The sequence below is a fragment of the Pseudomonas sp. ChxA genome (assembly GCF_030263855.1).
GTDB lineage: Bacteria > Pseudomonadota > Gammaproteobacteria > Pseudomonadales > Pseudomonadaceae > Aquipseudomonas > Aquipseudomonas fluorescens_CB.
Window position 1 is genome coordinate 4,664,818 of sequence record NZ_JARPMK010000001.1, and the last position, 23,139, is coordinate 4,687,956.

Sequence of the window (23,139 nt, forward strand, 5' to 3'; positions counted from 1 at the left end):
CCGCAGTAGCCAGGATACCTGCGACAAACCGATCCCCACAACCCGCAGCGTTCACGACTGGTGCGCCTGGGCGACCGCAACCGTAATACGGTCAACCTGAACTATGACGAGCAAGGGCGATTGCTACATCTGCTCGACCCGAACAGCCGCATTGCCGTGCGCCTGCGCTACAACGCCCTGCACCCACGCCGGTTGGAACGGGTTGAGCGCCTGTATTTCAGTGACGAAGGCCCCGGCCATCTGGAGCGCACCGAGCCTTTGGTGCGCTACCGCTGTGACAGCCATGGCGAGTTGATCGCGGTACTCGATTCCAGCGACCAGGTGTTGCGGCGTTTCACCTACACGCCCGAGCGCCACATGAGCAGCCATACGCTGCCCACCGGAGCGACCCGTCACTATGCCTGGGCGTCTTTCGAAGTCCCCGAGCAAGGCCCACAATCCGTCCGCGCCGACGGCACGCCCTACACTCCTACGGCAGCGGCCACCTGCACCAGCTCAACCTCAATGGCCGGGTGATCTGCGATTTCGAGCGCGACCCACTGCGCGACGAAGTCCTGCGCACCCAGGGCAGCCTGCTGACCCGCAACCGCTACGACCAATGCGGCCGTCGCCAGGAAGCCCTGCACTACCGTAACGCCGCCCGCGAGGCGCAGCCGCTATCGTAGAAGGACTTCGCGTACGCAAGAGAGGACAAGGTTGATGCCATCTAACAAAAGTGTTTCACAACTGATACCTGTGTTCTGGCCCAGGCGCCGACTGCGCATCCTCACGGACGAAGAAGCACGTTTGATCGAACACTTGCGAACGCTGTCCAATAGCGACCGTATAGCCATGCGCAATATGACCAGCGTATTCAAGGAGGTGTCCCGTTTTTGACAGGTTTCCACCCTCCCACCGGCCCCGACGATTGAGGCCGGTTTTGCAGGCTCTCCATTCCATCGAGCCTTGATTCAGTCGGCTTTGAAAGATCTGTCCTACGCCTCTACCAAGCACTTCCGACGGCCCCTTCTGAAAAACCGAACAGTCGCGAAAAAAGACGAGCCTACCTCTTCGATAAACGTTATGTATTCAGTTGTTCTGGGCAAGACGCCCATGCCTCCATTCGCCTCATGAAGGGCTAGATTCATGCTAAATACTTCGTTTATTTCTTCACTGCGTACCGCCGTCGGCACATCCTTGCGCCCCCGCCAACTCAACCGAGAGGAAGAGCGACTGATCCGCTACTACCGCTTATTGTCAGAACAGGATCGTGAAGCGGTGCGCTGTCTGATGTTTGCGGTCAAGGAAACCAACCGATCCGAACGCCCTCGCCAATAAAAAGTGACGCTGCTATCTGTCAGCGAACAATGAAACACCGGCTGGGTTGGACATTTGGCCCAGGGCCTTCCCGATGGAGTTTTCCTACCCAGCCGAAGCATGCCTGCAGTCCCCAAAAACAACTCCACTGTGAGCGTGATTGGTACCGCGACCTCGCCGCCGAAACATTTTGCCCTCCTAGAGTACGAAGCCCACCGCCGTGGAGGACCTGCGTATTCCCATGCCCGCCTTCGCCACTCTCCTACCCCGATTTCCCATCGGCGGCCGGATCATCTCCCACTGTGTCGACCCCTCATCCGACGGGATCTGCTCGACGTGCGCCGACACATTTGTGGCGAATTGGCGATATGCGTGCAGGGCATCGGTGCTACAACGACGCGGCTCTGGAACTCGGCGGTTGCCTGCTGTCGTCCAATAAAAGGACGCCGAAGCGTCTATTACCTAAATCGCAGGCAAAAAAAAGCCACTCGTTAGAGTGGCTTTTTCTTTGTGTTTGGAGCGGGAAACGAGACTCGAACTCGCGACCCCGACCTTGGCAAGGTCGTGCTCTACCAACTGAGCTATTCCCGCGTCTTGGTGGTGTGCATTCTATAGATTCCAGAACACACGTCAACCCCTTGATTCAAAAAAGTTTTATTTCTTTTCAACGGTGGTGCGCAGGTGCGGCCAGGCGGCGCGCAAATACTGAAGCATGGACCACAGGGTCAGGCCGGCGGCGATCAGCAGCAAGGCGTAACCAATCAGCACCCAAATCGAGAAGTCCGATGGGTTGGCCAGCAAAATCACCAGTGCAAGCATTTGCGCGGCGGTTTTCCATTTGCCCATGTTGGAGACGGCCACGTGGGCGCGGGCGCCGATTTCGGCCATCCATTCGCGCAGGGCCGAGACGACGATCTCGCGGCCGATGATCACGGCGGCCGGCAGGGTCAGCCACAGGTTGCCATGTTCCTGCACCAGCAGGACCAGGGCGACGGCGACCATGAGTTTGTCGGCCACAGGGTCAAGGAACGCGCCGAATGGCGTGCTCTGCTCCAGGCGGCGTGCCAGGTAGCCGTCGAGCCAGTCGGTGGCGGCAGCGAAGGCAAACACCGAACTGGAGGCGGCGTAGCTCCATTCGTAGGGCAAATAGAACAACAAAATGAAAATCGGGATAAGCAGGACGCGTAGAACGGTGATCAGATTAGGGATATTCATCGGCACAACTGGCTACGAGGTGAGAAGGCATTCTATTCGCTGTGCAGACTTGCATAAATCAATTCTGCGAGCTTTTTACTGATACCGGGTGCTTTGGCTATTTCGTCAATGCTGGCACGGGATAGCTCCTGCAAGCCACCAAAATGTTTAAGCAAGTCGCGACGGCGGGTCGGGCCTACGCCTGCCACCCCTTCCAGGGTTGAGGTTCGCCGGGTTTTGCCACGGCGGGCGCGGTGGCCGGTAATGGCGAAACGGTGGGCTTCGTCGCGAATCTGTTGGATCAGGTGCAATGCAGGCGAGTCGCCCTTCAAAGTGAACTCATGGGCGGCATCATTCAAGTACAACGTCTCGAAACCGGCCTTGCGCGTGGCGCCCTTGGCCACGCCGAGCAGGATCAGGTCAGGCACCGCCAGTTCGTTGAGCACGTCGCGGGCCATGGACAACTGGCCCTTGCCGCCGTCTACCAGCAGGATATCGGGGAGCTTGCCCTCGCCGTCCTTGAGTTTGCTGAAGCGCCGCGTGAGAGCCTGGTGCATGGCGGCGTAGTCATCGCCGGCGGTGACGCCTTCGATGTTGTAGCGCCGGTAATCGGACTTGATCGGCCCTTCCGGCCCGAATACCACGCAGGAGGCCACCGTGGCTTCGCCGCTGGAGTGGCTGATGTCGTAGCACTCCAGGCGCTGGGGCGGCTCATCCAGGTTGAGGACTTCGGCCAGGGCATCGAAACGAGCGGCAACGTGCTGACGATTGGCCAGGCGCGCGCCCAGGGCCTGTTCGGCGTTGGTCACCGCCAGTTGCTGCCAGCGCGCGCGGGTGCCGCGTACACGGTGGCTGATGTCCAGCTCGCGGCCGCGCAGCTCGTGGATCGCCTCGATGAGCGTGGGGAAGTCCTCATGCACCACGTTGACGATCAGTTCGGACGGCAAGTCGCGTTCGGGGCTACTCACGTAGTACTGGCCAAGGAAGGCGGCCATGACTTCGGCCACTTCCTCGTCGATACCGGTCTGCGGGAAGAAGTTTTTGCTGCCCAGCACCCGCCCGCCACGCACGCTGATCAGGTGCACACAGGCGCCGCCGGGGTTGACGAAGGCAGCGATCACATCGACGTCGCCAGTGCCTCCCTCCATGCTTTGCTGGTCCTGCACACGGCGCAGCAGCGAAATCTGGTCGCGCAGCTCGGCAGCCCGTTCGAAATCCAGGGTGCTGGCGGCCTGCTCCATGGCACCGGAGAGTTCATCGGTGAGGGCATTGCTGCGCCCTTCGAGAAACATCACCGAGTGGCGCACATCTTCGGCGTATTCCGCCGGTTCAACCAAGCCGACACAGGGCGCCTTGCAACGCTTGATCTGGTATTGCAGGCATGGCCGCGTGCGGTTCTTGTAGAAGCTGTCTTCGCACTGACGCACAAAAAAGGTCTTTTGCAGCAGGCTCAGGCTTTCGCGGATCGCACCGGCGCTCGGGTACGGGCCGAAATACTTGCCCTTGGCCTTCTTCGCGCCCCGGTGAATGCTCAGGCGCGGGAAGTCGCCGTCGGACAAATACACGTAGGGGTAGGATTTATCGTCACGCAGCAGAATGTTGTAGGGCGGCCGCCACTCCTTGATCAGCGTCTGCTCCAGCAGCAACGCTTCGGTTTCATTGGCGGTGATGGTGGTTTCAACCTGGGCGATACGCGCCACTAGCGCGGCGGTTTTCGGCGCCAGCCCGGTCTTGCGAAAGTAGCTCGCCAGGCGGTTTTTCAGGTTCTTGGCTTTGCCCACGTAAAGCAGGCGTGCCTCGCTGTCGAACATGCGGTAAACGCCAGGGCGGCCACTGCAGGTTGAGAGAAAGGCACTCGGATCAAACGGTGTAGTCATGTCAGGCGCTGGCGTCCACCATGCCGTGGCGTACCGCGAGCAGGGTCAATTCAACATCACTGCTGATGGCGAGCTTCTCGAAAATACGATAGCGGTAGGTGTTGACGGTTTTAGGCGACAGGCACAGCTTGTCGGAGATCGTCTGCACCTTCTGGCAGCCGACGATCATCAAGGCGATCTGGATTTCCCGCTCCGACAGCGCGTCAAACGGCGAGTCGCTGGTCGGTTGGAACGATTTGATCGCCAACTGCTGGGCAATCTGCGGGCTGATATAGCGCTGGCCGGCAAATACCAGGCGTATGGCTTGCACCATCTCGGCCAGGCCTGCGCCCTTGGTCAAGTAACCCGCCGCTCCGGCTTGCAGGAGGCGTGTAGGAAATGGATCTTCCTCGCACACGGTGACCACCACGACCTTGATGTCCGGATGGCTGCGCAGTAATTTGGTCGTGGCGCCAAGACCGCCAATCCCAGGCATCTTGACGTCCATCAGCACCACATCGGGTTTCAACTCCCGGGCCTTGATCAGGGATTCCTCCCCCGATTCGGCCTGGCCGACTACTTGCAGGCCATCGATGTCAGCCAGCATTCGTGTAATGCCCGTACGAACGAGATCATGGTCATCGACTACTAGCACCCTAATCAAGCAGACACCTCGCGATATGGTCTTATAGGTTGCTGAACACCTTAGCAAAAAACCAAGGCGCAGACCTAGCTGCAAGCGTCATATATATAGAGTTTCAACGCGATGAGGCTGCCCACCGGATGATGAGCAGCGCTGTTTCCTGGGTAAAAGGTCAGGAATCCTGGGGTTGCGGTTTGATTTTGCCATTCGACGCAGCTGAATGTTCGGCCAGGGTAGACGTCAGGCGGCGAATTGCATCCTGGTCTTCCTTGAACATGGAGCGGTAATCACCAAGGACTTTCTCTTCGATCTGGCTGAGGTTTTCCAATTGAATCGGCGTGGCAACGCCGGTCAACACGTACAGGATATCAACACCTTTTTCGGCTACCCGTGACAGGTAGTCGGCTTTAGGCGCCCGCCCTCCGTTTTCATACTTGCCTTGGGCATTGGCTTCAACACCTCCAATCTCACCAAAAACTTTTTGCGACAGCCCAAGTCGCTCTCTTTCCTGCCGCAATCGCGAACCGATTCCACTCATTTGGATGTATGATCCTATCTGGCACACCCCAAGAGGTGACACACTCATCTCGTTTTACACAAACTTGAACGGTTTTGAACTATGCCCGGAATCCGTACCGCCGCACAAGCCAAGGCTTGGCTGGAACATCAAGGAAAGTCAGTTCAAGCGTTCGCGCGTGAACATGGCGTTGATCCGGCCACCACGTATCAAGTGCTCGCTGGGCGTAAAAAGGGACGGCGTGGGGAAGCCCATAAAGTAGCGGTCCTGCTGGGCATGAAAGACGGGATTATCGTGGATGAGGCTGTGGCTCAATACCGCGATCCAAACAGCGTGTCTTGAGCGCAGTATGCGCTTATTCCTACGGTGTGCTTGATTTAGTCCACTGTGCCAACTCGACACTCGCGCTCCATGCGCCAAAAGCAGTCCTCCTCCCCGACAATGCTCAAACCCTGGCGTTGATACAGGCGCTTCGCCGGATTGGTCTTGAACACGGTCAAGCGTAATAGGCCCAAGCCCTGTGCACGTGCTTTGAGCACCATCTGTTGTAATACCCAACTGCCGGCGCCCTGTTTGCGACAGCGCTCGAGCAGGTGTAATTCGCGGATATAAAGCGCCCGACTGTCCCGACTCACGCTGATAAACCCCATCACGGTTTCACCCTGGCAAATCAGCCAGTTTTCCCGCGAAGCCCAGGCGACGTCAAAGCCATGGTCAGACCACAACAAATCGTACTGCAAGTAGTAGCGATTCATGGCTTCATGGGTCAGCGTTCGCGCGAATGGCAGGTCGCGATCCGTCGCCGCGCGCAGGTGAAAAACCATCTCAGAGGGCTACCACTTGGCCAGTCCAGTGCTGGCCCTCGCGGCGGGCAATCACCAAGGCCTCGCCAATGCCCGGTACGTCAGCAAGCAGGGTTCCATCAGCGGCCCAAATAGCGCTGCGCCCCGCACAGGTATAGCCGCCGGATGGGCCACCATGGTTGGCCATCAATACCAGCATGCGATGCTCGGCAGCATAGCCTTGCAGCAGCGCGCTGTCGGTCGCGTACCCGCCTTCGCTGATCAGCACACCGGCGGCGTACACCGTGGCGCCTGCCTCTGCCGCCAGACGCGGATGGCTGGCGTGGGAAAAGTCCGCACAGACCGACAGTGCAATCCGCTCATTCGCCCATTCGAGTGCTGCACCGCCCTGCCCCGCGACAAACGCCACCTCTTCGCCTGGGTGCAGATGTTGCTTGGTATAGACCGCCAGCGAGCCGTCTGCGCCCAGCACCAGGGCGCCAATAAACACACCGGTCTCGGGTGCCAGGCGAATAGGCATGCCCACCACTGCGGTCATTCGCAGCTCCTGCGCCATATCACGCAGCGGCGCCAGCAATTCGTCCTCGGGCGTAATTGCCAATTGAGCTGCCAACGCTGGTTCATAGCCGGTCAACGACAGTTCCGGAAACACCAGCAACTGCACGCCATGCTCCGCCGCCACCTGCATAAACGCCAAATGCCGCTGGAGGTTGGCCGGCACGTCGCCGGCAAGGGAAAGGGTTTGAGCTGCGGCGAGGGTCAAGGCAGTCATGGTCGCGTCCTGGCAATCATTATTAACGTGTTACCAGCATATCGGCACTTACCCCATAGCCGTAAGTAGGTCACGCGATAGAAATTACTGATTGAATCCACCCGCGTGCCTCTAGTAAGCTCCCCCCATCATTTGGAGACACACCATGTTGCAACTCACCCACACTCAGGTTTGCCCTGCTGCCAGCGCCCAGCGCTCGGTGTCGGCTACCCGTGTGAGCGGTTTGAGCGCACTGGTCAGCTTTTATTTTGGGTATTGGTTTAGCCACTGGCGCGCCTGATACCTGAAATCGGCGCCCACTACTCAAGGGGTCGCCTACCAGAGAAATCTAACCCCCGGTCGGCTCCCCGACCGGGGGTTTTGTTTTTTCAGGCCCTAATTATTTTGCTTCACACCGGACACTAAAAGGACTCAAAACATGAACTACGCCACTTATTACCGTTACGACACTTCGACTGCATGGCGATTTAGCAAGCTCCGTTCGGGACAGCCTGCCGCCTCCGATCGGTCACCTATTGGTGGCAAGCCAACACACGTAGCCAATACGGCCAATTGTCGAACACCCCAGTAGGGCAAAGCGTGCGGGAACAGCCCGCCGCTTGCCCAGGAAGCCTTGAATATGAACTCTGCCACCGCCGCACTGACTGTTGCCAACCTGACCAGCGCCAATGAAGCCCTGACCCAACGCCTGCCCAGCTCCCTTGAGCTTAAGCACCAGCTGCCTCTGAGCCCGTTCCTCAACGAACAGATCCACGCCCATCGCCAAGCCGTGCGCGCCATCCTTAATGGCGAAGACTCGCGTTTGCTGGTGATTGTCGGCCCGTGCTCGATCCACGACCCCGAGTCGGCCATGGAATACGCGCGCAACCTCAAGAAGCTCGCGCTGGAAGTCAGCGACCAGATGCTGCTGGTGATCCGCGCCTACGTCGAAAAACCGCGCACCACCATCGGCTGGAAAGGCCTGGCCTACGACCCGCACCTGGATGGCAGCGACGACATGGCCGCAGGCTTGACCCTGTCGCGCGAACTGATGCGCGAGATGCTGCGCCTGGGCTTGCCGGTTGCCACCGAGTTGCTGCAACCCATGGCCGCCGGCTACTTCGATGACCTGCTCAGTTGGGTCGCCATCGGCGCACGCACCACCGAATCGCAGATCCACCGCGAAATGGCGAGCGGCCTGGGCATGCCGGTCGGCTTCAAGAACGGCACCGACGGCGGCGTCGCGATTGCCTGTGATGCGATGCGCTCGGCGTCCCACCCGCACCGTCACTTCGGGGTGGACAGCCAAGGCCATCCGGCGATCATCCAGACACCGGGCAACCCTGATACGCACCTGGTACTGCGCGGCGGTCATCGTGGGCCGAACTACGATGCACAAAGCGTGGCGCAGGTGAAGCACGACCTGGCCAAGTCCAAGGTCGCGGCGCGCATCATGGTCGATTGCAGCCACGCCAACAGCGGCAAAGACCCGCTGCGTCAGCCGGCGGTGTTCAACGACGTGCTCGAACAGCGCCTGCAGGGCGACACTTCGCTGATCGGCATGATGCTCGAAAGCCACCTGTTCGAAGGCTGCCAACCGTTGAGCGCGTCGATGAAATACGGGGTGTCGGTGACCGATGGTTGCCTGGGTTGGAACGGCACCGAGCAATTGCTGCGCGGTGCGGCTGAGCGGTTGCGGGCACAGCATAAAGCCAACTGATCCATGCGGATCAAAAATGTGGGAGCTGGCTTGCCTGCGATAGCGGTTTGTCGGTGTACATATCCGTTGCTGCGGTAACGGCTGAGTAGGGTTCCGCCCTTACGGCGGGTCACTTTTGCAAGGACGCAAAAGTAACCAAAAGGTCCTCGCCCCACCACTCGGCACCTCGCTTGGGCTCGGTGTGCCCTCACTCCGGCTTGAATCCGTGGGCCGCCGCGATGGGCCATCCTTGGCCCAGCGCGGCTAACCCGGCGTCCTGCCGGGTTACCCACGGATTCAAGCCTGCGTTCGGCCATCGTGGTTAACGGGGCGTCTCAGATCAAAATCAAAAGCAGATCAAAAGCAGAGCACGGCGGCCTGAAAGCCGACCTGAGTGGTTGAAGCATGAGCCAGATCAAGTGCAAAGCAAAAGCCTATGTACCTGATGCAACTGGTTCTAAATGTGGGAGCGGGCTTGCTCGCGAATGCGGTGGGTCAGTTACAGATGAATTGACTGGCCCACCGCATTCGCGAGCAAGCCCGCTCCCACAGTTGACCGCATGCAGTTTTGAATATGAGGTCGACTGCGGATTTGCATGCACTGAAGAACTGCTTTTCTTTGGGATCTGCCTTTCTGTGGGAGCTGGCTTGCCTGCGATGCAGACACCTCGGTGTATCAGGCACACTGAGTTGATGCCATCGCAGGCAAGCCAGCTCCCACCTTTGACCGAGTATGGCTTTGCTGTTGCTGTTGCTGTTGCTCCGGCCCTTACATCCTTTTCGATGACGAAGTCAGCGGTCTTTTGATCTGCGCTTTTGATCTTGATCTGAAATCGCCCCGTCAAACACGATGGCCGGAATCTGACAGTGATTTGGGGGGTAAACCGGCAGGACGCCGGTTTAGCCGCGCTGGGCCAAGGATGGCCCATCGCGGCGGCCCCCCAAATCACTGGCGGATTGCGGGCATGCCGAGCCTAAGCGAGGCACCGAGTGTTGGGGCGAGGACCTTTTGGTTACTTTTGCGTCCTTGCAAAAGTGACCCGCTGTAAGAGCTGAACCAATACCAGCCGTTACCGCAGCAACGGATATGCCCCCCGACCGCCCAGCCATATGACCATCGCAGGCAAGCCAGCTCCCACATTTGAATATCGTTGCGTTCAGGACAGTGGATACAACGCCTCATCAAACTGCGCCAGCTTCGGAAATACCAAGGGCTGCTCATCCGCAAGCCCTTGCAGCCGCTGTTCATATCCGAGCAAAAAATCCTGCCGCGCCTCGGCACTGATATACGGCACATGCCACGCCACAAACGGCGCCAGCACGTCATAACCGACATACGCCAGGGTGCCGCGCAGAATCGGCCGCAGCATCTCCTCCAATGGCCCATGAATCGCGCCCTCACCAAACATATGCTCGCGCCCGCCCAAGGTCACCGTGACCAGCGCGCGCTTGCCCGCCAGCCCGCCTTGATCGTAAAAACGCTTGCCGCCGTAACACACGCCGGACACCAGCACCCGGTCGATCCAGCCCTTGAGTATGGCCGGCGCCGAGAACCAGAAGATCGGGAAGTTGAGGATCAGCAGGTCGGCCCACAGCAGCTTGTCCAGTTCGCCCTGGATGTCCGCCGCGATCGACTGATTTTTTACGCCCAGGCGCTGCTCCAAGGCATACACCAGATAATCCGGATTCTCCCGCGTGGCAAAGTCAGCGGCAGACGCCACCGGGTTCCACTGCATGGCGTACAGGTCGCTGACCTGCACTTCGTGCCCCTGGCTTTGCAGCGTGCTGAGCGCCTGATCGCGCAGCGCGGCGGTAAACGACTGAGGCTCGGGGTGAGCGTGAACAATCAACACCTTCATGTGCATTCCTCAAACAGTGAGCGCCGCCCGTTGGGCCAGCAAATGGTCAAGCCAGTCGGGGTCCATTTCCGGCTCCGATGAAAACAACAGGTCGGTGTAAGCCTGGTACGGCGGGGTAAAAATCGCGCTGCGGCTGCCGTGGTCCACCACCCTGCCCCGCTGCATCACCAGCACTTCATCGGCAATCGCGCGCACGGTGGCCACGTCGTGAGTGATAAACAGGTAGGCCACACCCAGTTGTTGCTGCAGGCGGTTGAGCAGTTTCAGCACGCCCTCGGCCACCAGTTGATCAAGGGCCGAGGTGACTTCATCGCAGATGATCAGTTGCGGGTCGGCCGCCAGCGCGCGAGCGATGCAGATGCGTTGCTTTTGCCCGCCCGATAATTCTCGCGGCTGGCGTTCCATGAACACCGCCGGGTCCAGCTCAATCATCTCCAGCAACTCGGCGACCCGCGCGCGCATCGCCTTGCCTTTGAGGCCCAGGTAAAACGTGAGTGGCCGGCCGATGATGTCAACGATGCGCTGGCGCGGGTTCAGCGCCGTGTCGGGGGTCTGGTAGATCATCTGGATGCGCCGCAATTGCTCCTTGCTGCGCCGCCGAAAATCCACCGGCAGCGCCTCGCCGTCATACAACACCTGCCCCGCCGTGGCCGGCAGCAGCCCGGTAATCAAGCGCGCGGTGGAGCTTTTACCGCTGCCGGACTCGCCAATCACCGCCAGGGTCTGGCCGCGATACAGCTGCATCGACACCTCATGCAGCACCGGCTGCTGCCCGTAGCTGGCGCAGGCCTGGCGCACCTCCAGCAACGGCGTCTGCGCCACCGGGCACGCCTTGGGCTCGGTGCGAAAGCTGCGCACCGCCCACAGCGATTTGGTGTAGTCCTGCTGCGGCTGGCTGAGCATGCTGCGGGTGTCGGCCTCTTCCACCAGTTTGCCGTGGCGCAGCACCATGATGCGGTCGGCCATCTGCGCGACCACCGCTAGATCGTGGCTGATATACAACGCGGCGCTGCCGAAGGTTTTCAGCGCGTCACGGATCGCCGCCAGCACGTCGATCTGGGTGGTGACGTCGAGGGCGGTGGTGGGCTCGTCGAAGATAATCAGGTCCGGATGGCAGGCCATGGCCATGGCCGTCATTACCCGCTGCAACTGCCCGCCCGAGACTTGATGCGGGTAGCGTTGGCCAATGGTTTCGGGGTTGGGCAAACGCAGTACGCGGTACAGTTCCACCGCCTCGCGCTCGGCCTGGGCGCGGCTGATGCCGCCGTTGATCACCGCCGTTTCCACATGCTGGTCGATCAGGCGATGCGCCGGGTTGAAGGACGCCGCCGCGCTTTGCGCCACATACGCGATGCGCAGGCCGCGTAGCTTGCGCAAGGCCTCAGGCTTGGCTTGCAGTAATTGGATACCGTCGAAACACACCGAGCCGCCGATGATGCGGCAACCGTCGCGGGCATAGCCCATCGCCGCCAGCCCGAGGGTGGATTTACCCGCTCCGGACTCACCGATCAGCCCCAACACTTCACCGCGCTGCAAGGTCAGGTCAATGCCCTTGATCAACGGATGCCAGGCATCCTCGTAATGCCCTTCGACCTGCAGGTTGCGGATTTCCAGCAATGGCCTGTCCATCCTCAACACTCCTTCAGGCCGCTGGATTTATGCAGCATCCAGTCGACGACAAAATTCACACTGACGGTGATCAACGCCACCGCCAACGCCGGCAGCAATGGGCTGATATCGCCGAAGGTGATCAGCACCGCGTTGTCGCGCACCATGCTGCCCCAATCGGCGGTAGGCGGTTGGATGCCCAGGCCGAGGAACGACAGCGCGCTGATAAACAGGAACACAAAACAAAAACGCAGGCCGAATTCGGCAATCAGCGGCGCTGCGGCGTTAGGCAGCACTTCACGGCTGACCAGCCACCACAGGCCTTCGCCACGCAGGCGGGCGGCTTCGACAAAATCCTGCACCACCACGCTCATGGCCACCGCGCGGGCCAAACGAAACACCCGCGTCGAATCCAGCAGCGCAATCACCAGCACCAGCGAGGTGGCATTGGTGCCGACCACGCTGAGAATCAACAAGGCAAAAATCAGCTGCGGGATCGCCATCAGAATATCCACCACCCGCGACAACCCCTGGTCAACCCAGCCGCCCTTGATCGCCGCGATCAAACCGCTCAAGCCTCCGAGCAGAAACGCCAGCGTGGTAGTCAGGAAGGCAATCCCCAAGGTATTGCGCGCGCCGTACACCAGGCGGCTGAACATGTCGCGCCCCAGGTTATCGGTGCCCAGCAGAAACTGGCCGCTCCAGGGCGCGAAGCCTTCGCCCACCACCTGGGTTTCGCCATAGGGCGCCAGCAGCGGCGCCAACAGTGCCACCGCGACGTATAACAGAATAATCAGCAGGCCGAACTTGGCGCTCAACGGCGCCCGGGCCACTTGGCTCAACAGGCTCATGGCTTACCCCTTGGGATGCATCAGGCGTGGGTTGCTGGCGATGGACAGCACGTCAGCCCCGGTATTGAGCAGGATGTAGGTGGCGGCAAAAATCAGGCTGCACGCCTGCACCACCGGGATGTCGCGCTTGGACACCGAGTCCACCAGCAACTGGCCGAGACCTGGATAGACAAACACCACCTCGACCACCACCACTCCCACCACCAGGTACGCCAGGTTCAACGCCACCACGTTGACGATCGGCGCCAGCGCATTGGGCAGCGCGTGCTTCCAGATAATCCGCGCTTGGCTGATGCCCTTGAGCCGGGCCATTTCGATATACGGGCTGGCCAACAGGTTGATCAGGGAGGCGCGGGTCATGCGCATCATCTGCGCGATCACCACCAGACTCAGGGTGGCAACCGGCAGCACCGAGCGCTCCAGGAGCGTGCCGAAGGTGGCATCCGGCGCCAGGTTGGACAGGCTGGGAAACCAGCCCAGCTTCACCGAAAACACCAGGATCAGCAGGTACGCGACAAAGAATTCCGGGAACGACACCGCGCTCAACGCCGTGGTGTTGAGCAGGCGATCGAACCAGCTGTTGCGGTATAACGCCGCGAGCATGCCCAGCACCAGTGCGGTGGGCACCGACACCAACGCCGCCAGGGCGGCCAGGCTCAGCGTGTTACCCAGGCGCGCACCGATCAGCTCGGCGATCGGCCGCTGGTTGGCCAGTGACGCGCCCAGATCACCCTGTAACAGCCGCAACAGCCAGTGCGCAAAACGCGTCAGCGGCGGTAAATCCAGGCCCAATTGCGCGCGAAAAGCGGCGATGGTTTCCGGCGTGGCGGACTGGCCGAGCATGGCCTGGGCGATATCGCCGGGCAGCAGGCCGACGGCCAGAAAGATAATCACCGAGACGGCGAACAAAGACAGTACGCCGAGGGCCAGGCGTTGGAGCACCAGTTTGAATAGGCTATTCATGTGTGTGTTGACTCCTAAGCCACCACAAATCAAGTGTGGGAGCTGGCTTGCCTGCGATAGCGGTACATCAGCGATAGATTTTCAGCCTGACACACCGCCATCGCAGGCAAGCCAGCTCCCACATTGGGTCTTCATTGTTTGGAGGGTTTCTATGCCTGCCACCACCGCTCAATCAACCGCAACCCATCCAGCTCACCATAGGGCGCCGTCAGCGGCCCATGACTCACGCGGTTCGAACGCGCCGCCACGGAGCTGGCGAACAGCGGCACAATCGCGCCGCCGTCATCGCGGCACAGGGCCTGCATTTCGTTGTACATCTCTTGGCGCAGCGGCGCGTTCATCTCGCCACGGGCGGCGGTGAGCAGTTGGTTGAAGCGTGGGTTGTCCCAATGGGTTTCGTTCCAGGCCGCACCCTTGGCATAGCCGATGCTGAACATGCGGTCGGCGGTCAGGCTGCTGTACCAGAACGAGGTAGTGAACGGCTGCTTCATCCACACATTGGAGAAGAACCCGTCGGCCGGTTCGCGCACCACGTCGATGTCGATACCAGCCTGGCGCGCCTGCTCCTTGAACAGCACCGAGGCGTCCACCGCGCCGGTGTAGGCGGCGTCGGAGGCTTGCAGGCGGACCTTGAGCGAGTCCATACCGGCTTTGCGCAGGTAAAAGCGTGACTTGTCCGGGTCGTAAGTGCGCTGCTCCAGCGCCGCGTTGATAAAGCGGCTGCCGGGCTGGATCGGGTGGTCATTGCCGACCAGGCCGTAACCGTGCAACACCGAAGCCAGCAAGGTTTCGCGGTTGATCGCGTGCTTCATCGCCATACGAATGTCGTTGTTCTTGAACTCGTTGCTGTCGCACAGCATCGGGAAGGTGTAGTGCTGGGCGCCCTTGGTTTCTTCAATCACAAGGCTCGGGTTGCGCTTGAGCAAGGCCACGGTTTTCAGGTCGACCTTGTTGATCACATCCACTTGCCCTGTCACCAGCGCATTCACCCGCGCCGCGCCGTCGGCGATGGCCAGCAGTTCTGCGCTGGCGAAGTGCGCGCGGCCGGGTTTCCAATAATCGGGGTTGCGCTCCAGGTCCATGCGCACGCCCGGCTCGAAGCTTTTCAGGCGGTAACCGCTGGTGCCCACGCCGGCCTGCCAATCGGCGGTGCCGTCCTTGGCGGGCATGATCACCAAATGGTAATCGGCGACCACATAGGCGAAGTCGGCATTGCCGGAATGCAGTTCGAACACCACCGCGTCGCTGCCCTTGGCGCTGACACTGGCGACGTCGCCAAGCACGGTCTTGGCCGCTGAGGTGGAGTCTTTGCTCAAGTGATGGTTGATCGACGCCACCACATCGTCGGCGCTGAGGCTTTTGCCGTTGTGGAAGGTCACGCCCTGGCGCAAGTGAAAGGTCCACACGCGGGCATCCGGGGTGGACTCAAAGCGCTCGGCCAATTCAGGGATCGCGCTGCCGTCGACGGCGATTTCAGTCAACGTGTTGTACACCGCCGAGAAGCCGACGAACGTGAAGGTGTCGACCCAGGAGCCTGGGTCGCGCGAATCGGTGGTGCTGCCGCCGGCCAGGCCCAGGCGCAGCACGCCGCCGGCTTTGGGGGTTGCCTCTTCGGCAAACGCGTGCAGCGGCAGGCCCATGGAGAACGCCGCCGCCACTGCACCTGCCACGGCGCTGTGTTTGAGGAAGTCCCGTCGGTGCATTGCTTGAGTCATTTTGTTGTTGTTTTCGCTCATGGTCTTGCTCCTCTAAGGGTCAACAGGCACAGGCATGTTTGAGCTCGATCAAGGTCACGCCGTTGCGTTTGAAACCGTTGCGCAAGTCCGTTTGCAACTCATCCAGGTTCTTGGGCTGGTTCACGGTGCAGCCGAACGCCTGGGCGAACAGCGCAAAATCCGGGTTGCGTGGCAGCACGCCGATGGGCTCGATGTCCAGGTTGAGCATGTCGTCGCGGATCTGGCCGAGGGCGTCGTTGTTCCACAGCAGTATCACCAACGGGCTGTGCAGTTCCTCGACAGCCGTGGCCAGTTCCTGGGCGGTGTAGAGAAAACCGCCATCGCCCACCAGCACCAGGCCTGGGCGCAGCGGTGCGCCGAACTTGGCGCCAATGCCGGCGGGCAAGCCATAACCCAAGGTGCCGTAGCCCGTGGGGTGCAGCCAACTGCGCGGGGCGCGACTGCGGTAGGCGTAGTTGCCGGTGTAGGCCAGTTGGGTCATGTCGCTGCTGATAAAGGCGTTGGCGGGCAGCTCGGCCTCGATACGGTCAAGAATGGCTTGGTGAATGGACTGCAAAGGGCCGTGCCCCAGCTCGACTGCCTCAAGCAATGTCGCGACCTGTTGGCGTGCCGCATCGGCGCTACGCGGTGCCGGCGGCAGACGTTCGAGCAAGGCCAGCAAGGTCTGTTGGGCATCGCCTTTGAGCGCCACGGCGCAAGGGTAGAAATCGTTGAACTTGCGCGGGTCGATATCGATGCGCAGCAGTTCGCCGGTGATGGGCAAGCGCTCGCGCCAGTAATCGGTGTCGGCCATTTCCGTGCCGACGGCCAAGACCACATCCGCCTCACTGATCAGTTGCCAGCCGGGCTCTACGCACAGGGTGGCACCGGCATTGAGCGGGTCATTGATCGCCAACAGACCTTTGCCAGCCACGCTGCTGAAAAACGGTGCGGCTAAAAGCGTACTTAAACGCTGCAACGCCTCACCCGCCGCCAGCGCGCCGCCACCGGCAATGATCATGGGCCGCCGGGCCGCTGCGAGCTTGACCACCGCCTGCTCCAGCGCGTCGGCCGATGGCAGGCCGCACCCCGGACGCCGAACAACCTCATTACTCCAGTCGCGCGTGATCGGCGCTGCCAGCACATCCAGCGGCACCGAAATATGCACCGGCCGTGGCCGCTCGCTGTCGAACACCGCATAGGCGCGGGCGATCAATTCGGGCAAATCCTCGGCACTCAAGGCCACCGCCGAAAACGCGGTGATCGGTGCGGTGATTGCGCGCTGGTCCTGGGTCTCATGCAGGCTGCCCCAGCCTTTGCCGAGGCTGGCGGTATGGTTGACGCTGGAGATCACCAACATCGGGATCGAGTCGGCGTAGGCCTGGCCGATGGCGGTGGCGGCGTTGGTCACGCCAGGCCCGGTAATCACAAAACACACGCCCGGTTTGCCGCTGACCCGCGCATAACCGTCGGCCATAAAACCGGCGCCCTGTTCGTGGCGCGTCAGCACATGGCGAATGCCACTGCCGGGCAAGCCGCGGTACAACTCAAGCGTGTGTACGCCGGGAATACCGAACACGGTGTCGACGCCATAGTTGGCCAGCAACCGCACCAGCGCCTGGCCACCGGTCAGGGTCTTATCTTGCATGTTCATCTCCTAGGCGAATCAATGCATCCACTGCCAGTGCGCCGTCGGCATTGACCAATAGTGGGTTCACATCCAGTTCCAGCAACTGCTCGGCGTTGGCGCAGGCGTAGTCGGCCACCGCGCGAATGGCCGCCACCAGCGCATCCATATCCGCCACTGCACGCCCGCGAAAACCTTGCAGCAAGGCGGCGCTGCGCAGGCTGAGCACGGCGTTGCGAATCGCCTCATCGGTGGTCGGCAGCAGTAGGCTGCGGCTGTCTTTGAGCAACTCCACCAGGATGCCACCGGCACCAATCACCAGGGCCAGGCCAAAGTCATTTTCCCGCTTGATGCCCACGATCAACTCGGCCAAGGGCCTGGTAGCCATGGCTTCCAGCAGCAATTGATCGAAGACCACGCCTGGCGCATACGCAGCGATTTGCCCGCGCATTTGCTCAAGGGCAACGGTCAGGGCAAAACCATCCTGCAGGTTCAACGCTACGGCCCCGGCTTCGGTTTTGTGCGGCAGGTCGGTGCTGACGGCCTTGAGTACCAGCGGGTAGCCCAAGAGTTTGGCGTCTGCGATGGCGCGCCCTGGCGTGCTCAGCACCGCTGCTGGCGTGCTCAAGCCAAAGGCGCGCAAGGCTTGTTTGGACGTCCATTCATCCAGCGCCAAGCCATGGCCCGCAAGAGGCTGAGGGCACAGCGGGGCAAGGATCGACTCGCCCCGCTCCAGCAACACACGACGATGGTTTTGATAATCGGCAATCCGCCCCCAGGCAGCGAGTGCATCTTCCACCCCTTGCAGCGCGGCAATGCCGTGGGCATGCAGGCGTTCGCGGGCATGGGCCGGCAGTAATTCGGGAAAGGCCGAGGTGACAAAACCGGTTTTGCCATGGCGGCTGAGCGCGGCACAAAACAACTCCAGCAACAGGTCGCATTCCTTGCGCTCGCCGGTGAATTCGGCTGGGTAATCCAGCACCAGCATCGCCGCATCGGCGTCGGTGCGCAGGGCCGTTTCGAGCATGCATTCGAGCGCCTCGCGGTCGCCCCAGATGGCGGTGGTAAAGTCCAATGGGTTGACCAGGTTGGCGTAGTTGGGCAGCACCTGCGCCAGCTCGGCGCGCTGGCCTGCGTCGAGCTTCGGCAAGGCCAGTTGGTTGCGCTCGGCGTAGTCGGCAATCAGCCCCGCGTCGCCACCGGAACAGGCCAGTGCGATCAGGCAATTGCCGCCAGGTAGATTGCCGCAGGCCGCGGCTTTCAAGGTTTCGACAAAACTCACCGGTCCGCTCACGCGGATCACGCCCAGCCGCGCAAACAGGCTGTCGTACAGCGCATCGGAACCGGACAGCGAACTGGTGTGACTCAAGGCCAACTCGGCGCCGATCTGCGACACGCCGGTTTTCAGCGCGATAATCGGGATGCCTTTTTCCAGCGCCTTGTGCGCCGCGCGGGCAAACCCTGGCACATTCTTCAAGCCTTCCAGGTGCAGGCCGATGGCGGTCACGCGCGGCTCATCGAGCAGCACGTCCATTAACTCGGCAACCCCCAACTGCGCCTGGTTGCCCACCGATGCCATATAAGCAATGGGCAGCGAGCGGTCGCTCATCGACAGGTTGTAGGCGAAGTTGCCGCTCTGGGTGAGCACTGCCACGCCCTTCTCTACCGCCTTGCCGCCATGGGCCACCGGCCACAGCGCGGCGCTGTGCAAGTAGTCCAGCAGGCCGTAGCAGTTTGGGCCGAGCAAGGCCATGTCGCCCGCCGCTGAAATAAGCTGCTGTTGCAAGGCCGCACCATTGGCACCGGTTTCGGCAAACCCGGAGGCATAACAAATGGCGCCGCCGGTGCCGATGGCGGCGAGTTCGGCGACGCAGGCCAAGGTCAGCTCACGGTTAGTCGCGATAAACACCGCATCCGGGCCGCAAGGCAAATCGGCAACCCGACGCACACACGGGATGCCGTCGAGGCTGTCATGCTGCGGGTTGACCAGCCACATCGGTCCGCTAAAACCGCCGTCGGCGCAGCGCTTTAGGGCGCGGGCCATGCTGCGCCCACCGACAAAAGCCAGGTGCCGGGGCGCCAGCAGGCGCTTGAGGTTGTCGCGAATAGCCTGGGACATAAGCGTTCTCCGCGCCGATCAGCGCAACAACGGCCGCAACAGTTCACGGGCAATAATGTGCCGCTGGATTTCCGACGTGCCTTCCCAGATCCGTTCGATCCGCGCGTTACGCCAGATGCGCTCCACCGGCCCTTCATCCATCAAGCCCATGCCGCCGAAGATCTGCACGGCTTCATCGGCCACCTTGCCCAGGGTTTCACTGGCAAACAGTTTGGCCATGCCGGCCTCGCCGTCGGTCATGCTGCCCTGGTCCATCTTCCAGGCGGTGTGCAGGGTCAAAAGCTCGGCAGCGCGAATCTGCGTGGCCATGTCGGCCAGCTTGAAACTCACGCCCTGGTAGGTGCCGATGGGCTGGCCGAACTGCTTGCGGTCCGCCGCCCATTGCAGCGACACCTCCAGCGCACGCTGGGCCTGGCCGACGCAGTTGGCAGCGACCATCACCCGGCCAGCGGTGAGCCAGGCGTTGGCGACTTCCCACCCCTTACCGACTTCGCCGAGCACTTTGGAGGCGGGCACGCGGCAGTCGTCGAAGAACATTTCATAGGTGTGATAACCGCGGTTGCTCACGCACTTGGGGCCACGGCGGATGGTCATGCCGGGCGTGCCGCGATCGACCAGGAACGAAGTCACCGCATTGCGCTGGCGGCCGTTGTGTTCGTAGGTGTCGGTGACGGCAAACACGATGGCAAAATCGGCGTGGCCGGCGTGGCTGATGAAGTGCTTGCTGCCGTTGATGACGAAGTCATCGCCACTGCGCACGGCACGGGTCTTGATCGCATTAGCATCGGAGCCGGCGCCGGGTTCGGTCAGCGCAAAACAGTCAATTTTGTGGCCTTGCACGCACGGCAACAGATAGTCCTCGACCTGCGCGCCGGTGCAGGCCATGAGGATCTTCGACGGGCGCGCGACAAACACATGCAGCGCCCACGAGACTTTGGACAACTCGCGTTCGATCAACGCCTGGGACAGGTAATCCAGGCCACCACCGCCCACCTCTTCGGGCATGTTGAAAGCATAGAAGCCGGCAGCCACAGCCTTGTCGCGAATCTGCGCGGCAAGCTCAGGCGACACCGCGTCGGCACGGTCCACCGCGTCCTCATGGGGCAGCAATTCCCTGGCGACAAAACTGCGTACCGCGTCCACCAACATGTCTTGTTCTTGGCTGAGTTGGAAATTCATGGCGCTACCTGTGTGTGCTTATTGACCGGAGAAAACCGGCAGGCGTTTTTCCATTGAGGCACGCAGCGCTTCGGCGCCGTCGTCGCTGCGCCCGCACAACAGTCCGGCGGCCAGTTCGGCCTCAAGCTGTTCAGGCAGGCTGCGCCCGGCGCCTTCGCGGATCAGGGTTTTGGTCTGGGCGAAGGCGAAGGTCGGTCCGTTGGCCAGGCGCGTGGCCAGCTCGCTTGTGTGGGCATGCAGTTGCGCATCGGCGACCACTTCGCCCACCAACCCGGCAGCCAGTGCGCGCTCGGCGCTCCACAGCTCATCGAGGAACAGCAGGCGCTTGGCTTGCTCGCTGCCGATCAAGCGCGGCAAGTGCCAACTGGCGCCAGCGTCCGGCGAATACGCCATGCTGGTATAACCGGCCTTGAAACGCGCCGAGTGGGCGGCGATGCGCAGGTCGCAGCACAGGGTCAGGTCCATGCCCGCGCCGACGGCGGTGCCGTTGATCGCAGCAATCGTAGGTTTGTCGAGGGTGTGCAGGCGGGTCATCAGGGCGTGAGCGGTTTCGGTCCAGCCGTAGGTTTCCAGAGCGCCGCGGGACTCGGCGTCGGCCCATTCAGCCAGGTCGGCACCGGCGCAGAAACTGCGGCCGCTGCCGGTAAGCACCACCACGCGCACATTGGGGTCGGTGTTGAACGCGTCGAGCACGGCATGCAGGTGTTTGAGGGTCGGGATGTCGAGTGCATTGCGCTGCGGGCCACGGTTGAGGGTGATCCAGGCAACGCCAGCTTGCACCTGAGTGAGCACGGGCGAATCGGTAGTCATGGCTTCCTCGAATTATTTTAATTGGCGTGAGGGGTGCGACATGGCGAGATACTAAACGAGTGTTCAGCAAGGAGGCAATCGGCAAACTGCAAATATTTTCAGGGCGAAAAAAAACGCCCGAATAGAGCGTCAGGACGGTGAAGGGAAGGCTCAGGCTTTGAGCTGGTAGCGCGCGCGACCGTTGCCTTGCAGGCCGTCGACCCAGGCTTCGCAGATCTGGATGCCCTGCTGCGGCGTGAAGGTGCCGGGGTTGAGCCCCGACTCCAGCCACAAGCCATCGAGCAACGCGCTCAAACCGATGGCGGCCAAATCCGCATCGAATTGCTCCCAGCCTTCTTCCCTGGCCATGTCCGCCAACGCCGAACGCATGATGGTGCGGTACTCGCCATAGGAATGCTCGTGGGCCTGGTTGATCGCCGGCGCGGTCTTGACCGCGCCCCAGAACACCAGCCAGGCGTCCAGCAGTTGCGGGTCGAGCAGTTCCGCCGAAAAGGAGCCTCGGAACAGCGCCGACAAACGCTCACGCGGCTCGGGCGACGCCTTGGCCATGGTCTCGCGCAACAGGCTCATGACTTGCGCGGTGATGGTGCGATAGGCCTCGGCCACCAGCTCATCCTTGCCCGAATAGTGATGGCTGATCAGCCCGACCGACACCCCGGCCTCAGCGCTGATCTTGCGGATCGAAGCACCCTGGAAGCCATCGCGCTTGAGGCACGTCAGCGTCGCCTGGACCAGGTTGGCCTTGCGCAATTGTGGCTCCATGCGGGAGAAACGCGATTCCTGGGTCATGGGGCGGTGTCCTTCGGTTGAGTCGGCTGCACGACTCTACCTCAGTCGCGATAACCGGGCGACACCCGATCCAGCATCCGCAGCAACGCCGCCCATGCCAGTTGCATGGCATTCAAATCGGTCAGCTCGCCCTCCTCCAACGGTCGGTTGGGGTTATTGAATTGCTGCTCGGTGTAAGCGCAGACCTCAGCCGGCGGCAGGATCAGCTTGCCGCAGGCCTGGGCGGCGATCTGAATATCGCAGGCTTTGTCCAGGTAATACATGCGCAGAAACGCCTCACCGACCGTCTCACCCAGCGTCAACAAACCGTGGTTGCGCAGCATCAGCACCGGCTTGTCGCCGAGGTCCTGCACCAGCCGGCGCTGCTCGTGCATGTCCAGGGCGACGCCTTCGTAGTCGTGGTAGGCAACCTTGCCGTAGAACTCCATCGAGATCTGATTGACTGGCAACAAGCCGCACTCCAGCGCCGCCACCGCACAGCCGGCACGAGTGTGGGTATGCAGCACGCACTGAGCGTCTTCGCGAGCGCCATGGATGGCGCTGTGAATGACAAAACCGGCCGGGTTGACGGCATAAGGAGAAGGTTCGACCGCCTGCCCGTCCAGGCCGATCTTGACCAGGTTGGAGGCGGTGATTTCATCGAACATCAGCCCATAAGGGTTGATCAGAAAGTGATGTTCCGGCCCGGGAATACGCACCGAAATATGCGTGAAGATCAGATCGCTCATGCGGTAGTGCGCGATCAATCGATAGCAGGCCGCGAGTTCTTCGCGCAGTTGCTGCTCGGTGGAGTGAGTCATTTTTTATTCTCCAGGCACGGGGTTGGTGAGGGCGACGCTAATCCAGCCGCCAGTAAAAAA

The 23,139-nt window shown here is 61.3% G+C and carries 23 protein-coding genes and 1 tRNA gene; 6 read left to right on the forward strand and 18 right to left on the reverse strand.

Translation table 11 applies throughout. The features are described from left to right. The first annotated feature begins 60 nt into the window (after positions 1–60). The 4 genes from P5706_RS20630 (at position 61) to P5706_RS20645 (ending at position 1,317) form a co-directional block, all read left to right on the forward strand. On the forward strand, positions 61–516 hold the full coding sequence (locus tag P5706_RS20630) for a hypothetical protein (protein WP_285681403.1): 456 nt from the start codon (positions 61–63) through the stop codon (positions 514–516). Beyond that, positions 513–665, forward strand: coding sequence for a hypothetical protein (locus P5706_RS20635; protein ID WP_285681406.1), 153 nt, complete (start codon positions 513–515; stop codon positions 663–665). Before P5706_RS20630 ends, P5706_RS20635 begins: the two co-directional genes overlap by 4 nt. A 34-nt stretch (positions 666–699) precedes the next feature. Further along, the gene (locus P5706_RS20640; RefSeq protein WP_285681409.1) at positions 700–876 is read left to right on the forward strand and encodes a hypothetical protein; all 177 of its coding nucleotides are present in this window, start codon (positions 700–702) and stop codon (positions 874–876) included. A 249-nt stretch (positions 877–1,125) separates the two neighbouring features. After that, on the forward strand, positions 1,126–1,317 hold the full coding sequence (locus P5706_RS20645; RefSeq protein WP_200433855.1) for a hypothetical protein: 192 nt from the start codon (positions 1,126–1,128) through the stop codon (positions 1,315–1,317). A gap of 494 nt (positions 1,318–1,811) precedes the next feature. On the opposite strand, the gene P5706_RS20650 is transcribed toward P5706_RS20645, so the two are convergent. The 5 genes from P5706_RS20650 to P5706_RS20670 form a co-directional block, all read right to left on the reverse strand. Further along, positions 1,812–1,887: transfer RNA gene (locus P5706_RS20650), tRNA-Gly, on the reverse strand. 63 nt (positions 1,888–1,950) lie between these two features. Then, a complete protein-coding gene (gene pgsA, locus P5706_RS20655; RefSeq protein ID WP_099547687.1) occupies positions 1,951–2,511 on the reverse strand; it encodes a CDP-diacylglycerol--glycerol-3-phosphate 3-phosphatidyltransferase in 561 nt (186 codons plus the stop codon). A gap of 32 nt (positions 2,512–2,543) precedes the next feature. After that, positions 2,544–4,367 (reverse strand): excinuclease ABC subunit UvrC, encoded by a 1,824-nt coding sequence (gene uvrC / locus P5706_RS20660; RefSeq protein WP_138815548.1) that lies wholly within the window; start codon positions 4,365–4,367, stop codon positions 2,544–2,546. Between the two features lies 1 nt (position 4,368). Beyond that, a complete protein-coding gene (gacA, locus tag P5706_RS20665; RefSeq protein ID WP_003190387.1) occupies positions 4,369–5,010 on the reverse strand; it encodes a response regulator transcription factor GacA in 642 nt (213 codons plus the stop codon). A 151-nt stretch (positions 5,011–5,161) separates the two neighbouring features. Beyond that, positions 5,162–5,527, reverse strand: coding sequence for a helix-turn-helix domain-containing protein (locus P5706_RS20670; protein ID WP_285681412.1), 366 nt, complete (start codon positions 5,525–5,527; stop codon positions 5,162–5,164). Between the two features lie 81 nt (positions 5,528–5,608). On the opposite strand from P5706_RS20670, the gene P5706_RS20675 reads away from it, so the two are divergent. After that, positions 5,609–5,848: a DNA-binding protein gene (locus tag P5706_RS20675; protein WP_200433874.1), complete on the forward strand. Its 240-nt coding sequence runs from the start codon at positions 5,609–5,611 to the stop codon at positions 5,846–5,848. Between the two features lie 35 nt (positions 5,849–5,883). Here the strand turns inward: P5706_RS20675 and P5706_RS20680 are convergent, their stop codons facing one another. Both P5706_RS20680 and P5706_RS20685 read right to left on the reverse strand, forming a co-directional pair. Next, a complete protein-coding gene (locus tag P5706_RS20680) occupies positions 5,884–6,330 on the reverse strand; it encodes a GNAT family N-acetyltransferase (RefSeq protein ID WP_285681415.1) in 447 nt (148 codons plus the stop codon). Between the two features lies 1 nt (position 6,331). Continuing rightward, positions 6,332–7,081 carry a carbon-nitrogen hydrolase family protein gene (locus P5706_RS20685; RefSeq protein WP_285681416.1) on the reverse strand — a complete coding sequence of 250 codons (750 nt, stop codon included), beginning with the start codon at positions 7,079–7,081 and terminating at the stop codon, positions 6,332–6,334. A gap of 619 nt (positions 7,082–7,700) precedes the next feature. Between P5706_RS20685 and P5706_RS20690 the strand changes: the two genes are divergently transcribed. Beyond that, the gene (locus P5706_RS20690; protein WP_285681418.1) at positions 7,701–8,780 is read left to right on the forward strand and encodes a 3-deoxy-7-phosphoheptulonate synthase; all 1,080 of its coding nucleotides are present in this window, start codon (positions 7,701–7,703) and stop codon (positions 8,778–8,780) included. 1,136 nt (positions 8,781–9,916) lie between these two features. On the opposite strand, the gene P5706_RS20695 is transcribed toward P5706_RS20690, so the two are convergent. The 11 genes from P5706_RS20695 to P5706_RS20745 form a co-directional block, all read right to left on the reverse strand. Next, on the reverse strand, positions 9,917–10,618 hold the full coding sequence (locus P5706_RS20695) for an NAD(P)H-dependent oxidoreductase (protein WP_285681420.1): 702 nt from the start codon (positions 10,616–10,618) through the stop codon (positions 9,917–9,919). Positions 10,619–10,627: 9 nt separating this feature from the next. Next, on the reverse strand, positions 10,628–12,247 hold the full coding sequence (locus P5706_RS20700) for an ABC transporter ATP-binding protein (protein WP_285681422.1): 1,620 nt from the start codon (positions 12,245–12,247) through the stop codon (positions 10,628–10,630). 2 nt (positions 12,248–12,249) lie between these two features. After that, positions 12,250–13,077, reverse strand: coding sequence for an ABC transporter permease (locus P5706_RS20705; protein WP_200434073.1), 828 nt, complete (start codon positions 13,075–13,077; stop codon positions 12,250–12,252). A 3-nt stretch (positions 13,078–13,080) separates the two neighbouring features. Then, on the reverse strand, positions 13,081–14,040 hold the full coding sequence (locus tag P5706_RS20710) for an ABC transporter permease (protein WP_200434072.1): 960 nt from the start codon (positions 14,038–14,040) through the stop codon (positions 13,081–13,083). Between the two features lie 149 nt (positions 14,041–14,189). Further along, the gene (locus tag P5706_RS20715) at positions 14,190–15,776 is read right to left on the reverse strand and encodes an ABC transporter substrate-binding protein (protein WP_285681424.1); all 1,587 of its coding nucleotides are present in this window, start codon (positions 15,774–15,776) and stop codon (positions 14,190–14,192) included. Positions 15,777–15,795: 19 nt separating this feature from the next. After that, a complete protein-coding gene (locus P5706_RS20720) occupies positions 15,796–17,403 on the reverse strand; it encodes a 5-guanidino-2-oxopentanoate decarboxylase (protein ID WP_285681426.1) in 1,608 nt (535 codons plus the stop codon). Continuing rightward, positions 17,393–19,501, reverse strand: coding sequence for an acetate--CoA ligase family protein (locus P5706_RS20725; RefSeq protein ID WP_285681428.1), 2,109 nt, complete (start codon positions 19,499–19,501; stop codon positions 17,393–17,395). The genes P5706_RS20720 and P5706_RS20725 overlap by 11 nt, the downstream gene beginning before the upstream one ends. An 18-nt stretch (positions 19,502–19,519) precedes the next feature. Beyond that, a complete protein-coding gene (locus P5706_RS20730; RefSeq protein WP_200434068.1) occupies positions 19,520–20,680 on the reverse strand; it encodes an acyl-CoA dehydrogenase family protein in 1,161 nt (386 codons plus the stop codon). 18 nt (positions 20,681–20,698) lie between these two features. Then, positions 20,699–21,490, reverse strand: coding sequence for an enoyl-CoA hydratase/isomerase family protein (locus P5706_RS20735; RefSeq protein ID WP_285681431.1), 792 nt, complete (start codon positions 21,488–21,490; stop codon positions 20,699–20,701). A 150-nt stretch (positions 21,491–21,640) separates the two neighbouring features. After that, positions 21,641–22,279: a TetR family transcriptional regulator C-terminal domain-containing protein gene (locus P5706_RS20740; protein WP_285681433.1), complete on the reverse strand. Its 639-nt coding sequence runs from the start codon at positions 22,277–22,279 to the stop codon at positions 21,641–21,643. 41 nt (positions 22,280–22,320) lie between these two features. Further along, positions 22,321–23,079 (reverse strand): class II aldolase/adducin family protein, encoded by a 759-nt coding sequence (locus P5706_RS20745; protein WP_285681435.1) that lies wholly within the window; start codon positions 23,077–23,079, stop codon positions 22,321–22,323. Positions 23,080–23,139: the final 60 nt, after the last annotated feature.

Bases quoted from the DNA above. Each gene is read 5' to 3' on its own strand.
- P5706_RS20640 (WP_285681409.1), top strand. From the start codon at position 700: ATGCCATCTAACAAAAGTGTTTCACAACTGATACCTGTGTTCTGGCCC.
- P5706_RS20645 (WP_200433855.1), top strand. From the start codon at position 1,126: ATGCTAAATACTTCGTTTATTTCTTCACTGCGTACCGCCGTCGGCACA.
- pgsA (WP_099547687.1), bottom strand. From the start codon at position 2,511: ATGAATATCCCTAATCTGATCACCGTTCTACGCGTCCTGCTTATCCCG.
- uvrC (WP_138815548.1), bottom strand. From the start codon at position 4,367: ATGACTACACCGTTTGATCCGAGTGCCTTTCTCTCAACCTGCAGTGGC.
- P5706_RS20670 (WP_285681412.1), bottom strand. From the start codon at position 5,527: ATGAGTGGAATCGGTTCGCGATTGCGGCAGGAAAGAGAGCGACTTGGG.
- P5706_RS20675 (WP_200433874.1), top strand. From the start codon at position 5,609: ATGCCCGGAATCCGTACCGCCGCACAAGCCAAGGCTTGGCTGGAACAT.
- P5706_RS20680 (WP_285681415.1), bottom strand. From the start codon at position 6,330: ATGGTTTTTCACCTGCGCGCGGCGACGGATCGCGACCTGCCATTCGCG.
- P5706_RS20685 (WP_285681416.1), bottom strand. From the start codon at position 7,081: ATGACTGCCTTGACCCTCGCCGCAGCTCAAACCCTTTCCCTTGCCGGC.
- P5706_RS20690 (WP_285681418.1), top strand. From the start codon at position 7,701: ATGAACTCTGCCACCGCCGCACTGACTGTTGCCAACCTGACCAGCGCC.
- P5706_RS20695 (WP_285681420.1), bottom strand. From the start codon at position 10,618: ATGAAGGTGTTGATTGTTCACGCTCACCCCGAGCCTCAGTCGTTTACC.
- P5706_RS20700 (WP_285681422.1), bottom strand. From the start codon at position 12,247: ATGGACAGGCCATTGCTGGAAATCCGCAACCTGCAGGTCGAAGGGCAT.
- P5706_RS20705 (WP_200434073.1), bottom strand. From the start codon at position 13,077: ATGAGCCTGTTGAGCCAAGTGGCCCGGGCGCCGTTGAGCGCCAAGTTC.
- P5706_RS20710 (WP_200434072.1), bottom strand. From the start codon at position 14,040: ATGAATAGCCTATTCAAACTGGTGCTCCAACGCCTGGCCCTCGGCGTA.
- P5706_RS20715 (WP_285681424.1), bottom strand. From the start codon at position 15,776: ATGAGCGAAAACAACAACAAAATGACTCAAGCAATGCACCGACGGGAC.
- P5706_RS20720 (WP_285681426.1), bottom strand. From the start codon at position 17,403: ATGCAAGATAAGACCCTGACCGGTGGCCAGGCGCTGGTGCGGTTGCTG.
- P5706_RS20725 (WP_285681428.1), bottom strand. From the start codon at position 19,501: ATGTCCCAGGCTATTCGCGACAACCTCAAGCGCCTGCTGGCGCCCCGG.
- P5706_RS20730 (WP_200434068.1), bottom strand. From the start codon at position 20,680: ATGAATTTCCAACTCAGCCAAGAACAAGACATGTTGGTGGACGCGGTA.
- P5706_RS20735 (WP_285681431.1), bottom strand. From the start codon at position 21,490: ATGACTACCGATTCGCCCGTGCTCACTCAGGTGCAAGCTGGCGTTGCC.
- P5706_RS20740 (WP_285681433.1), bottom strand. From the start codon at position 22,279: ATGACCCAGGAATCGCGTTTCTCCCGCATGGAGCCACAATTGCGCAAG.
- P5706_RS20745 (WP_285681435.1), bottom strand. From the start codon at position 23,079: ATGACTCACTCCACCGAGCAGCAACTGCGCGAAGAACTCGCGGCCTGC.